At 45.5% G+C, this 12,826-nt stretch carries 10 protein-coding genes; 5 read left to right on the top strand and 5 right to left on the bottom strand.

Annotation, left to right across the window (positions count from 1 at the left end):
• The first annotated feature begins 169 nt into the window (after positions 1-169).
• Positions 170-1,018, top strand: coding sequence for a delta-class carbonic anhydrase (locus MAR181_RS04630; RefSeq protein ID WP_013795432.1), 849 nt, complete (start codon positions 170-172; stop codon positions 1,016-1,018).
• A gap of 283 nt (positions 1,019-1,301) precedes the next feature.
• The gene (locus MAR181_RS18030) at positions 1,302-5,123 is read left to right on the top strand and encodes an EAL domain-containing protein (RefSeq protein ID WP_013795431.1); all 3,822 of its coding nucleotides are present in this window, start codon (positions 1,302-1,304) and stop codon (positions 5,121-5,123) included.
• 88 nt (positions 5,124-5,211) lie between these two features.
• On the opposite strand, the gene MAR181_RS04620 is transcribed toward MAR181_RS18030, so the two are convergent.
• The 5 genes from MAR181_RS04620 to MAR181_RS04600 all read right to left on the bottom strand — a co-directional run bounded on the left by MAR181_RS04620 (position 5,212) and on the right by MAR181_RS04600 (position 9,448).
• Entirely contained in the window at positions 5,212-5,406 is a 195-nt protein-coding gene (locus tag MAR181_RS04620; protein WP_013795430.1) for a hypothetical protein, read from the bottom strand.
• Between the two features lie 83 nt (positions 5,407-5,489).
• Entirely contained in the window at positions 5,490-6,560 is a 1,071-nt protein-coding gene (locus tag MAR181_RS04615) for a TRAP transporter substrate-binding protein (protein WP_013795429.1), read from the bottom strand.
• Positions 6,561-6,599: 39 nt separating this feature from the next.
• Complete coding sequence (locus MAR181_RS04610; RefSeq protein WP_013795428.1) at positions 6,600-7,892, bottom strand: TRAP transporter large permease; 1,293 nt, start codon at positions 7,890-7,892, stop codon at positions 6,600-6,602.
• Between the two features lie 56 nt (positions 7,893-7,948).
• On the bottom strand, positions 7,949-8,500 hold the full coding sequence (locus MAR181_RS04605; RefSeq protein ID WP_013795427.1) for a TRAP transporter small permease: 552 nt from the start codon (positions 8,498-8,500) through the stop codon (positions 7,949-7,951).
• Positions 8,501-8,545: 45 nt separating this feature from the next.
• A complete protein-coding gene (locus MAR181_RS04600) occupies positions 8,546-9,448 on the bottom strand; it encodes an aldo/keto reductase (RefSeq protein ID WP_013795426.1) in 903 nt (300 codons plus the stop codon).
• Positions 9,449-9,769: 321 nt separating this feature from the next.
• Between MAR181_RS04600 and MAR181_RS04595 the strand changes: the two genes are divergently transcribed.
• The 3 genes from MAR181_RS04595 (at position 9,770) to MAR181_RS04585 (ending at position 12,810) form a co-directional block, all read left to right on the top strand.
• A complete protein-coding gene (locus tag MAR181_RS04595; RefSeq protein ID WP_013795425.1) occupies positions 9,770-10,486 on the top strand; it encodes a GntR family transcriptional regulator in 717 nt (238 codons plus the stop codon).
• 28 nt (positions 10,487-10,514) lie between these two features.
• Positions 10,515-11,639 carry a Gfo/Idh/MocA family protein gene (locus MAR181_RS04590; protein ID WP_013795424.1) on the top strand — a complete coding sequence of 375 codons (1,125 nt, stop codon included), beginning with the start codon at positions 10,515-10,517 and terminating at the stop codon, positions 11,637-11,639.
• A 190-nt stretch (positions 11,640-11,829) separates the two neighbouring features.
• Positions 11,830-12,810 carry a TauD/TfdA family dioxygenase gene (locus MAR181_RS04585; protein WP_013795423.1) on the top strand — a complete coding sequence of 327 codons (981 nt, stop codon included), beginning with the start codon at positions 11,830-11,832 and terminating at the stop codon, positions 12,808-12,810.
• Positions 12,811-12,826: the final 16 nt, after the last annotated feature.

Below are 12,826 nucleotides of genomic sequence, written 5' to 3'. Positions count from 1 at the left end.
ACTATTGAAAAGCCTAGCTTTGTTGAATTGGAAAAGGTCAAAACCGATTCACAAAATTTTCATCTTTTTTTTACAACGAGCCACTTAAAATTTTCATGTCATGTAATAAATGTGAATGTCACTCTACTGGTATAAAAGCAAGTATTGATACATAGATTCAGAGGTAAGTATGAATAAAAAAGTAATTTCGTTGATCTTGGCGTCAGTTATTGCGCCAACGTCTGTATTCGCAGATGAACACACCGTGTCACAAGATGTGATTGCCAAGCAAAGGCAGGAACTGGCAGAAAACACCTTTGCTAAAGGGTTTGGTCCACAGGCTCCACGTGATATCGATGCTCATTATGGAAGTAACAAGAGAACCTTCTCTACAGCTCCGAAATACCAGAAAATGAACTTATGCAATATTCATTTTCATAAGAATGCAGAACATAAAGGCGGTCAATTTACGACATTTGCAGGCGCAGGTGACGGTCATGGTTATAACAGTGGTTACAAATATGATGGGGTCCTTACAAAAGCTGAGTTAAAACCAGCGGGCGACATTTGTAATAGTAAGCACGGTGGGCTAGATTCCGGTGACACGATCGAAGTGCACTATGTTTTTTCCACTGCAGACGTTGAGCCTGGTCCAACTCTTGGTTCTTGTTTAAGTCCTGACGTGATCAACAATCCTCAGCTTCGTGTCGAATCACAAGTGTTTGTTGCAGTGAACGATGAAAACGCTCAAGACTTTATGGCCTTAGTTGCCCATGAGAAGCAGAATGGTCTTTATCAGGCTACGAGTATACCAAGTGATACAGGTAACCCTGTTGAATATGCCGGTTCAACAACCGGTCCTGGTTACAATGAAAAAGGTTCGCCGTTTCAGGTAACTTGGAATGTCCGCCCGTTGGTCTCGAAAGTTAATATTAAAACGGTTGGAGAATGGTGCAAAGGAAACATCTTTAAGGAAGATCATGCCCACGGAGTTCGCAACCTAATTACGAACCCGGAATTACTTTCTCAAATTCCTTAAGTGAATCGCTAAGGCAATAATGAGTACGGTTATTACTCCGGTAAAGTGGAGTAATAACCTATCATAAAAAGCCTTCTGAAAAATGACAGCTCACTACCGTTAGGATGAGTGATGCCTGCCTAAGCCATAGAAAAGACTAAGTTCATAAATGTCCCTCTCCTAATGCATTATGAATAATGTAATTAAATGTAGTAAACCCCTTCATAACTCATCATTAAAGTTATAATTCTACAAGTTAACATGGACGGTTCTTTAGATTTATTCCTATTGATAATGAGGTCCCATGAAAGCCATTTCAGTAAAAAATAGAATTTTGATTCTAACGAGTCAGTTACTGCTTTGGCTTTTTGTCGTTTGTCCTACTCATGCAAGTAACGCCTATTCGAATACTCTGCAGCCAAACATCAAGCTGGATCACCTCACAACAGAGGACGGACTCTCTCAAAATCACGTTCTGGCCATTTTACAAGATCGTCAAGGTTTCATGTGGTTCGCCACCCGAGATGGCCTGAATCGATATGATGGCAATACATTTGTCGTTTATAAAAACAATGCTGATAACCCCAACACCATCAGCTCGAATTCCGTTCAAGATTTAATTGAAGACAATCAAGGCCATTTATGGGCGGCGACGAACAATTCAGGTGTTAACAAATTTAATCCCCGAACAGAGCGCTTTACTCGATATAGACATGAGCCTAACAACACCAATAGTTTAAGCAGCAATTCTGTTGAGAGTATCTTTCAAGACAAGAATAAAAACTTTTGGTTCGGCACATCGGACAGCGGACTCAATAAATTCGACTCGTTAAGCAATACATTTACCCTTTATAGCAAAGATACTGCAGGTCATTTTGTGGGGCGTATCACTGACATTACTGAGGACGAGAAAGGAAACATTTGGTTTGTAGGAGCAAAAGGGTTATTTAAATTAGACCCTCAGAGCGAACAGATTGTTCGCGCGTCTGAAACAATCGAAAGCCTCTCAGGCGATCATGTCTATGCTGACAACTCAGGTAATCTTTGGATACTGTCTTGGTCTCCTGCTGCGCTTGTAAAATTTAATATAGAAGCAGCAACCTTTACCCAATACCCTCTTGAATCTCTTGGCTTATTCAGCGCTAATCTGCTTGCAGACGGCAACAAAGGGTTTTGGATCCCATCGAAGAGCGGACTGTATTATTTCGATCGTGCAACCGCACACTTTTCCTCAGTATTTCAGCACGATTCTTCAAACCCTAATGGCCTTAACGACAGCAGCGTAACCTCTATTTTTAAAGATACATCCGGTTTGTTATGGCTAGGAACGGTCAATGGCGGAGTTAATCTGGTCGACTTTAGGCAGCAACAATTTGGTTTGCTCCAAAATCAAGACACCAAACCGAACAGTATCTTGAGCGGCAGAGTCGCTGAAGTTTATGCCGAGTCAGATGACATTATTTGGGTGGGTTTTTGGCCTCGCGGTCTAAGTAAAATCGATCAACGCAGCGGAACTATAACCAATTACCTCCCCGATCAGAACAGCAGCCAGTCACTCAGTCCAGGCCTGTATATCAGTAGTATTCAAAAAGATTCACATGGGTTCCTTTGGTTAGGCGGCTGGGAAGGTGGATTGGATCGATATGAAGAAACCACTGGCGAGTTTAAACATTTCCGACACGATCCAGATAATCCAAACAGTCTTTTATCGAACCATGTATTAGAAATTTATAAGGATCAAGACGGTATTTTGTGGCTCGGCCAATTCGGTGGCTTGAGTCGGTTTGACCCTGAAACCGAGCAGTTCACTCACTATACCCACGATTCAAGCGACGCGAACAGCCTAGGAGGTAAAAACGTCAGGGCGATCTATCCCGATGGTTCTGGAGCACTCTGGATTGGTACTTGGGATGGGGTGCTAAGCCACTTTGATAAACACTCAGAAACCTTTGTAAATTATCTTCCAGACTACCTCGACGTTAACAAGTTACAAGGCGGAAGTATTCGCTCCATCCACCTAGATAGAATGAACACACTATGGGTGGGGGCCTCAGACGGCCTGTATAAATTAAATCAACAAAATCAAATTTTTACTCGTTATACCGAAAACCAAGGACTTCCAAGCAGTAATGTTGAAGGTGTTCTGGAAGACTCTCAAGGTCACCTTTGGGTCAGTACAAAAAACGGTCTATCTCAATTTAATGTGCAAACTGGCACATTTAGAAACTACGCCGCTGAAAATGGTTTACAAAGTAATGACTTTAGTCAAAACAGTCACGCGCAAGCCCCCAATGGCCAGATTTTTTTTGGTGGCAGCAAAGGATTGAATGCATTTTTTCCAGAGCAAATTATTGATAATCCATTTGTTCCACCGATCGCCATCACAGACCTAAAAATATTCAACAAACCGGTCGCTATTGATCCAGAGTCCGTTTTAACACAAGCGATTCAATACACTGACTCGCTCACTCTTTCATACCAGGATGCTATTTTTTCTATGGAGTTTTCGGCGCTAAGCTACGCTAACGCTGAAAACAATCAATACCGTTATAAACTGGAAGGGTTGGAACAGGATTGGAATCAGGTAAGCAGTAAACAGCGCTTGGCCATCTACACCAATTTGGATGCGGGTAATTATCTATTTCGCGTTCAAGCTTCGAACAGCGATGGAGTCTGGAACAATCAAGGCGTCAAGCTGCCGATTGTCATTATGCCACCATGGTGGAGATCAGCGTGGTTTATAAGCCTAATGATCGCGCTTATCCTTACTCTGGTGGTTAGTACTTACCGTGTACGCATTAAAAACCTGAAGCAGAGAACGGCTGAAATCGAGCACCTTGCATATCATGATATGCTCACCTCGCTGCCCAATCGTCGATTATTTTTAAATAAACTCGATCAAGTTCTTACCGACGTTCAACATTCCGAGCACCATGGTGTGCTTATGCTGATCGATCTGGATAATTTCAAAAACCTCAACGATACCCACGGGCATGACGTCGGCGATCAATTGTTAAAAGAAGTTGCCAAAAGGCTTCAATTAACAATACGAAAAAAAGATTGCGTCGCACGATTCGGAGGCGATGAATTTATGATTATGCTGACAAACTTAAGTAGCAACCCAGAGAAGGTTAATAATCACATTAATAGAGTCGCCGACAAAGTATTGGACACCATTTGCCAACCCGTCATCATTGATGGACACACTCATCATATTACGCCAAGTATTGGCATTACCGTATTTAACAGTGCACAAAACAATCCTCAGGAACTACAAAAGCAGGCCGACATCGCGATGTATCAAGCGAAAAAGAATGGCCGTAATAACTTCCGCTATTTCGATCCAGACATGCAGATTGCCATCGCGGAACAGACGGCTCTTGAAACAGCGATGCGACAAGGTATTAAAGAACAACAATTTTTCCTTCATTACCAAGCACAATACGACAGCAAAAAAGGCATAGTGGGGGCTGAAGCTCTCTTGCGTTGGCAGCACCCAAAACTGGGCTTAATACCACCTAATCAGTTTATTCCACTGGCAGAGGAATCAGGGTTGATTTTACCAATAGGCGATTGGGTGTTGGAAAAGGCTTGTGAACAGCTCAAAACATGGTCAATGGAGCCAAAAACTCAGGACCTAAATTTAGCGGTTAACGTTAGCCAATATCAATTTCGTCAAAGCGACTTTGTGGAAAAACTTCACCGAATACTGCAGCAAACAAAAGCGCCACCGTGCCGTTTGAAAATTGAGATGACAGAAAGCCTCTTAATTGAAGATATTGATGATTCCATCAATAAAATCTACGCCCTTAAATCACTCGGTGTGGAGTTTTCTTTGGATGATTTTGGAACAGGATATTCTTCTTTATCGTACCTTACACGGCTGCCATTGCAGCAGCTTAAAATCGACCGATCTTTTATCGCCAATTTACCGAATAGTCATGATGATGCCATCGTCGTACAAACGATTATTACAATGGCTCAAAGCTTACAACTGTCGGTCATTGCAGAAGGGGTTGAAACCGAAGCGCAAAGAGAATTTTTGGAGCAAAAAGGCTGTTGTGCATATCAAGGCTACCTTATGAGCAAGCCAGTCTCGCTTAAAGATTTTGAAGACTTGCTGTAAAAGTGTTTGCTAGAAAAGGAAAAATAAGGTGTCTGAGATTAATCGTTCGCTGTCAAAAGCAGGCAAGCTAAATACTTGCCCCCTTACTTTAAGATGAGGCAAAGCAAGCGCCACAAATAGTGACAGAACAACCCGCTAACAAGCCCATATTTGCCGGTAAATTCAGCAATCGCCCTGTCAGCACACCAATCATGATAACGCTTAAAATCAAGACCGCAGACAGCCCCATGGCAAGCATGATTCCGGAAACATTAGGCGCAAAGGTTTTCATTGGGTTGAACATGACGTCCCCATATCCGTTAAATCGGCTTTAACAGAGAAAAGAGGCGGAGAGTTCCGCCCCTTTGATCGGACTCACCCTAAAGCTTATTTCAAATCCGCGTCGTATTCCGCTTGGATTTTTTGTTCAGCGGCTTTCGCTGCGTCGTTTAGTAGGTTGTACCACTTTTCGCCACCTTGGATGTTTTCTTGGAACCAAGCATAAACCGGTTTAGCGGCTTCAGCGAACTGCACCTTCTCTTCTGGAGATGGCACGTATAGCTCGCCCCCTGCTTTACTGAAGGCTTCATACGCAGCAATAGACTTACGCTTTGGCGAAGCAAAGGTAGCTTGCTGCAAAGCAGAGAAGCCATCGATCACAACACGACGTAGATCTTCCGGCATGTCCATAAACACTTCATTGTTCATGTACCACAAAGCAGACATGTAAGCGTGGCCGTCTAGAGTCACATGTTTTAAGCCCGCATCGGTAAACTTCATGCCCATGATATCAGTGATGCCGTTTTTAGAGCCTTCTACCACGCCTGTTTGCAACGAAGTAAACAAGTCACCCCATGGGATCGGTGTTGGACTCGCACCTAAAGAACGCACAAGCTCCTGTGGTAGATCAGACACCACGGTACGAATTTTCAGACCGTCTAGGTCTTCAGGTGTTTTCACCGTGCGCTGAGTGTTAGCAAAGTTACGCCAACCACCTGTGTTACCTATGGTCATCAAGCGAACAGTGTCTCCTGAATCTTCTAAGATTTGCGCACGTAGCTGACGGGTAAAGTCCCCAGTGAAGACTTCTTCAGCAACACGATCATCACGTAATACATAAGGCAGATCTAGCACTTGTACATAAGGATACATGGCGGATGCACCACCCGAAGTGGAAATATAAATATCCACAGAACCGTACTCAACCGCTTCAAGACACTCGACACCATTGCCACAAAGCTGGGTTCCCATGAAGATATCCACGGCGATTTTGCCGTTTGAGTGGGATTCTACAAAGTCTTTAAAGACCACTAGGCCATCATAGTCTTCATCGTTCTCGTTGGAGTTTGCTACGGCGCGCAGATTAAAATCCGCGGCTTGTGCCAAGCCACTTAACATGACTCCAGCACCGATTAACGTCGCGGCAACAACATTGTTTATTTTTGTTTTCGTGAACATGTAACAGTCCTCTTTAATGGTTTTGCTTTGCGTTTGCACCTATCCAGCCACCAATCCGAGCATGCGTGGTAAGGTCATGGATAGAGATGGGAAAAAGGTCACTAGGAAGATCACTAAGACCTCCACTGCCAAGAACGGCAGAATCGCTTTGGAAATCGTTTCAATACGCTCGCCGGACACACTGGACGCCACGAACAACACCAAGCCCATAGGCGGTGTCGCCAGCCCCACGGTCAAGTTGACACTCATGATGATGGCGAAGTGTACTGGGTCTATGCCTAAGTTGATAAAGATTGGCCCTAAGATTGGCCCTAGAATGATGATGGCTGGGCCTGCATCTAAGAACATACCAACCACAAACAAGAGCAAGTTAATCAAGAACAACAGCATTAATGGATTTTCACTGATGGTCAGTACCCAGTCAGCCAAGATCTCAGCACTGTGAGACAAGCTCACCACCGTCTTAAACGCAATGGCGGAGCCAACCAACAAGAGCACCACAGCAGAGGCCTGCGCGCCCTTGATGAAAATATCTGGAAGATCACGCAGCTTAACGGTTTTCATTACCCACACACTAATGATCAAGGCGTACGCTGTCGCAATAGCAGAGGCTTCCGTTGGGGTAAAGATCCCTCCTATGATGCCCCCCAAAATGATCACGGGTGCAAACAGCGGGAAGACAGCATTACGGGTCGCGGTGCCACGCTGTTGCCAAGTGGACTTAGGGCCAGCCACAGGAAAATCGTATTTCTTCGCCATCAGAGCGATCATCATCATCAAACCGCAACCAACCATGATTCCCGGCACGATACCCGCAGCAAACAGAGCTGCCACAGACACTTCCATGGTGTAAGCATAAATAATCATAATGCCAGATGGTGGAATAATCGGGCCGATGACAGAAGACGCCGCAGTAATCGCAGCAGCGAATTTACGGCTGTAACCATTCTTCTCCATGGCAGGAATCATCATGGAACCAATAGCAGAAGTATCCGCTACCGCCGAGCCAGACAGGCCCGCAAACAACATACTTGAAAGCACGTTAACATGGGCCAAACCGCCGCGCACATGGCCGATAAAAGCTTGTGAGAACTGCACTAGGTTCATGGTGATGCCACCACGATTCATCAGCTCACCGGCCAGCATAAAGAATGGAATCGCCATCAGGGGAAAGGAATCAATGCCGTTATAAATATTACGGAACAGCAAAGAAATGTCTCGCTCCATGCCCGTCACATAAAGCATGGCACCAGGCGCCGCCAACATAGCGAAAAACACTGGCATACCGATCAACAGTAAGACTAAAAATAAAGGTAAAAACAGAGCTAACATAATGTGCGTCTCTTGTTATTATTGTTCTAAATAAGCACCATCAAACTGCGACCTGCCTATTCGGCTGGCGCATCAGCACGGACTTCCGTGCGCAGGGCAAAGTGCTTATGGCCGAGCAGACAGCCAATTTCCCGCAGACATAACTCGATGTTTGCCAACAGCAAGGTGAAAAAGCACACCGGCATAGCGAGGTAAATCCACGCACGAGAAATGTGAATCGACGCCGCTCGAGAGCGAAACCCCCGATCAAAGAAGTCGATACCTAGCACTGTCAACTTCACTAGTACGGCCCCAGCGACCAGCAGCAAGACCAATTTAAGTAAACTTGACGCTCGTTCCGGTAAAGCACTTAAGAACATATCAATAGCGACGAATGAGCCCCGTCGGTAGGCTTCCCCAGCCACCATCGCCATCATCCAAATCATCAAAGCGCGAGCCGCTTCTTCAGGCCATGGCAGGGCGTTGCCTAGCACGTAACGACAAAAGACTTGCAACAAAATCACACTGATCATCATTGCCACCAACACCCAAGCGATGTTTCGCCCGACGCGGTTCAGCAGCATATTGATGGCGGTAAACCAGGACACTAGCATTCTAAGAATCGCCATGTGTTACTCCCTCAAAAACGCATTGTTATTATCGTGTCTTACCGTTTAAGGGACTTCATGTCCGGCTGCCGCGGTCCAAAGCTCGAACCAAGTTTCGCGGTCAATCTGGATATCCAAGATATTTGAGAGATCTTTAATACGCTCTGGGTTATTGGTTCCCACCACAGGCAGAATGTTAGCTGGGTGCGCTAACAGCCAAGCTAAAGCCACATGATCAGAAGATGCCCCCTGCTCCTTCGCCAAACGTTCAAACAAAGGTGCCAAACGGCGAGTTTCAGGCGTATCACCAAACAAGGCACCGCCACCTAAAGGCGACCAAGCCATGGGCGTGAGATGATCCAATTGCATAGCGCTCAAGCTACCATTGGTAAAGGCATCTCGTTGCAGCAAGCTTAATTCCACTTGGTTGACTACGAGCGGATGACGCATATTGGCTTGCAGTAGACGCCAATCCCAAACGTCAAAGTTAGACACTCCCACAGCGCGTACTTTGCCGCTGTCAATTAAGGCATCTAACGCCGCGCCAGTTTCGGCGGCATTCATCAAGGGATCAGGACGGTGAATCAATAACAGATCTAGGTAGTCCGTGTGAAGGTTTTTCAGGCTCTGCTCAACACTGGCTGTTACATATGCAGCACTGGTGTCGTAGAACTTCACTCGGCGATCAGGAAATTTTTCTGACATCAGGGCGATGTCACATTTTGAAATAAGCTGCATCTTAGGACGCAAGCTAGGGTCTTGAACTAGAGCTTCACCGAACAAGGTTTCGCATTCGTAATCACCGTAGATATCTGCGTGGTCGAAGGTGGTAATGCCTTGCTCAAGGCATAGGTCAATCTTCTGTCTGACATGGGCTAGCGACACATCAGAAGCATCTGCTAAACGCCAAACACCGTACACTAGGCGGCTGAATTGCAGGTCAGATTTGCCAATTTGAACCATTCGCATTGTTTTTCTCTCCGAATTTTGAGCGTTGCTGGCTTCCGTAGGACGCTCAGAATTTTTGTTTTTATTTTGTGCTCCTCGCTCTAGATCGGTAAAAACCGATACCGTCACGAGTGGTTGTATATTTACCCTAACAATGTATTCTTGTGATGTAAATCAATAGTAAATGAATTACCTTAAATATTTCTTTTCTCCGCCCAAATCATGATTGGTTTGGTGGGCGCATATACTGCGAAGTCAGTCAGTTAGAGTATTTTAGATACTTACAATTGCCCATTTGACTTGTAAGATAAGGATACATAATGCGCAGGGTTAGGTGAAAAAGTGGAAAAGAAAAATAAGACAAAACAGCTACCGCTCTATATCCAAATTAGCGAATTATTGAATCGCGAGATTGCAGCGGGTCATTGGTTACCGGGAGATCGACTCCCCATAGAAGCTGAGCTTGCAGCCAAATTAGGCGTGGCCATTGGCACCCTTCGTAAGGCTCTAAAAAAGCTTGAAGAAGATGGCTTTTTAGAACGTCGCCAAGGCTCAGGCAACTATGTAAAACGCGCCCCCGGTGGCCGCGCTATTTACCAGTTTTTCCATCTGGAAACCTTAGAAGGAGGCGGTGTACCGACCGCTGATATTTTGTCTATCACGCTTGATGACGACGAGTTTGTGAAGCGCCAATTAAACGTCAAAGCGGATGGCAAGCTTTGGTGTATCAAACGAGCTCGCTATCTCAATCGCGAACTGGTCGCCATGGAACAAATTTGGTTCAAGCACGCCCATGCACCAAGTCTCAAACCCAAGGATTTGCACGAGTCACTTTATCTTCACTATCGGGATCACTTTTCCTTTTGGATCAGCCGAGTGGAAGATGAAGTGGACTGTGCCCCCGCACCTAAGTGGGTGACGGACAAACTGGAGCTGGTTCCAGAAACAACCATGCCAAAGGTGCATCGTAGAAGTTGGTCAAACGAAGGCATAATCGAAGAGTTTTCGTTTACATGGTATAACCCAGCCAAGTGTCGTTACGTTGCTCGGTGGCACTAACATTTAATAAAAACAAGAGGTTAGAAAAATGGGCAATTCCGTTCGATATGGCATCCTAGGTTGCGGAATGATGGGGCAAGAACACCTCAGAAACTTAGCCTTGATTGATGGCGCACAGGTGGTCGCGATCACCGAACCCAATCAAGACATGCAAAAACGCTGCGCAAAACTAGTGCCTGACGCACAGTTTTTTTACACACTGGATGATATGCTGAACGCTGATCTCGGTCTGGAAGCCCTTATCATTGCCACGCCCAATTACCAACACGCGAATCAACTGCTAGCGCTATTTGAGCGCACCACTCTGCCTATCTTGGTAGAAAAACCCGTCGTCAGTGATATTACCCAAGTAGCTAAAATCCGCGATGCCGCAGCCAAGCACCCTGCTCCAGTATGGGTGGCCATGGAATACCGCTACATGCCTCCAGTAGCTCAGTTCCGTAAGCAACTTTTAGATGGCGATATTGGCGCCCTGACGATGCTGAACATTCGTGAGCACCGCTTTCCATTCCTAGAAAAGGTGAATGATTGGAACCGTTTCAATCGCCAAACCGGTGGCACCTTAGTGGAAAAATGCTGTCACTTTTTCGACCTGATGCGCCTTTTAATACAAGGTGAAGTAAAGCGCGTTTACGCATCCACTGGGCAAGATTGCAACCATCTGGAAGAGCGTTACGACGGGGAAACGCCAGACATCATCGACAATGCTTTTGTCGTAGTGGATTTTGAAAACGGCCAACGCGCCTGCTTGGATCTCAACATGTTTGCAGAAGGCTCCCGTTACCAAGAAGAAATCTGCGCCATTGGCCCGCAAGCCAAACTAGAGTGTTTTGTCCCTGGCCCGGGACGCTTCTGGCCGACAGAAACCCTAGGCGCTGCTCCGATTCCAAAAGTAGTGCTTAGCCCACGCGATCCGAAAGGCCCAATTGAGTCCGACATCCCTGTGGACCCAGCTCTATTGGACGCTGGCGATCATAATGGCTCGACTTTTTACCAACACCTTGGCTTCTTCAAAGCCATTACGGAAAAGGCTCCTGTGGACGTCACAGTGGAAGATGGCTTGAAAGCAGTGGTGATAGGTTTAGCCGCTCAACACTCTGCTCAAATAGGTCAAGCGGTCACAATCACAGATTCTGGTTACGCATTCGCGTAAATTAATTTCAGAAAATAAAACTAAATAAATCAATAGCTAATGAATTAGTACGGCATTTCTCAGAGAAAATTCATTCACTATTGATTTACTTTAAAAAGCCATGTGATTAGAGTTAATTAAATTCATTTACTATTGATACACATCAATAAATGAATCTCTGACAACACCATGACCTAAATCGGGAGTAGATATGAGTGTGGTAATTTCCAAACTAGAAGAACAAAAACAAGTAAATGGGTTGGATTTTCCATTGCTGGTAACGCCTCACAACTCGGACGTTCAAAGCAATAAAATGGCGTTTTTCAACTGGGTCGAAGACAACAAAGCTGAGCTTCATGACTTATTGATCAAACACGGGGCTGTATTATTCCGTGGTTTTCCAGTTGAAACCTCAGACGAATTCGAGAAGATGCTCGACCAAACAAACTACCAGAACATGCCTTACGTTGGTGGTGCTGCGCCTCGCGCTCAAGTAACCGCATCGCGTATTGTGACCGCCAATGAGTCTCCTGCGTCAGAAAAGATCCCCTTCCACCACGAAATGGCGCAAGTACCAACGCCTCCTGGCTACATTTTCTTTTACTGTGAAACCTCAGCCGCAAAAGGCGGGGCGACATCTATTCTGCATTCCGGCGAAATCTGTGAGAAATTTTTTGAGGTTGCTCCAGACTTCGCTAGAAAAGTCGAAGAACAAGGCGTGCGCTATGTTCGCGTGATGCCTGAGATCACTGACAACACTTCTGCCATTGGCCGTTCTTGGAAAGATACCTTCCACGTTTCCACACGTGCGGAAGCAGAAGAAAAAATGCGCGAAGCCGGTATGGATTGGGAATGGCTAGAAAATGGTGATGTGCGCACAGAGACTCGTGTGTTACCGGGCATTCGTTTTGATGACGAAACCCAGCAAAAAACCTTCTTTAACTCCATTGTGGCAGTATTCACTGGCTGGAATGATTCCCGCAATCAAGGGGAAAAAGCTGTCACTACAGCAAATGGTGAGCCAATGGACGCGAATGCCCTTGAGCAGCTAGTAAAAGCCATGGACGAGTTGTGTGTGAACTTTAAGTGGCAGCCAGGCGACGTACTATGGATCAATAACCATACGGTATTGCATGCTCGTCAACCGTTTGAAGGTGAACGCCGCATCTTGGCATCTATCTCTTTCAAATAAGCGAATTTACCTAGGG

This window comes from Marinomonas posidonica IVIA-Po-181 (assembly GCF_000214215.1).
GTDB classification, from domain to species: Bacteria; Pseudomonadota; Gammaproteobacteria; order Pseudomonadales; family Marinomonadaceae; genus Marinomonas; species Marinomonas posidonica.
Note: the sequence above shows the minus strand (reverse complement) of the source record. Positions and strands in the feature narration are given on the sequence as shown.

What these genes read in the sequence shown, in the direction of transcription:
- MAR181_RS04630 (WP_013795432.1), top strand. Translation starts at nt 170, where the DNA reads ATGAATAAAAAAGTAATTTCGTTGATCTTGGCGTCAGTTATTGCGCCA.
- MAR181_RS18030 (WP_013795431.1), top strand. Translation starts at nt 1,302, where the DNA reads ATGAAAGCCATTTCAGTAAAAAATAGAATTTTGATTCTAACGAGTCAG.
- MAR181_RS04620 (WP_013795430.1), bottom strand. Translation starts at nt 5,406, where the DNA reads ATGTTCAACCCAATGAAAACCTTTGCGCCTAATGTTTCCGGAATCATG.
- MAR181_RS04615 (WP_013795429.1), bottom strand. Translation starts at nt 6,560, where the DNA reads ATGTTCACGAAAACAAAAATAAACAATGTTGTTGCCGCGACGTTAATC.
- MAR181_RS04610 (WP_013795428.1), bottom strand. Translation starts at nt 7,892, where the DNA reads ATGTTAGCTCTGTTTTTACCTTTATTTTTAGTCTTACTGTTGATCGGT.
- MAR181_RS04605 (WP_013795427.1), bottom strand. Translation starts at nt 8,500, where the DNA reads ATGGCGATTCTTAGAATGCTAGTGTCCTGGTTTACCGCCATCAATATG.
- MAR181_RS04600 (WP_013795426.1), bottom strand. Translation starts at nt 9,448, where the DNA reads ATGCGAATGGTTCAAATTGGCAAATCTGACCTGCAATTCAGCCGCCTA.
- MAR181_RS04590 (WP_013795424.1), top strand. Translation starts at nt 10,515, where the DNA reads ATGGGCAATTCCGTTCGATATGGCATCCTAGGTTGCGGAATGATGGGG.
- MAR181_RS04585 (WP_013795423.1), top strand. Translation starts at nt 11,830, where the DNA reads ATGAGTGTGGTAATTTCCAAACTAGAAGAACAAAAACAAGTAAATGGG.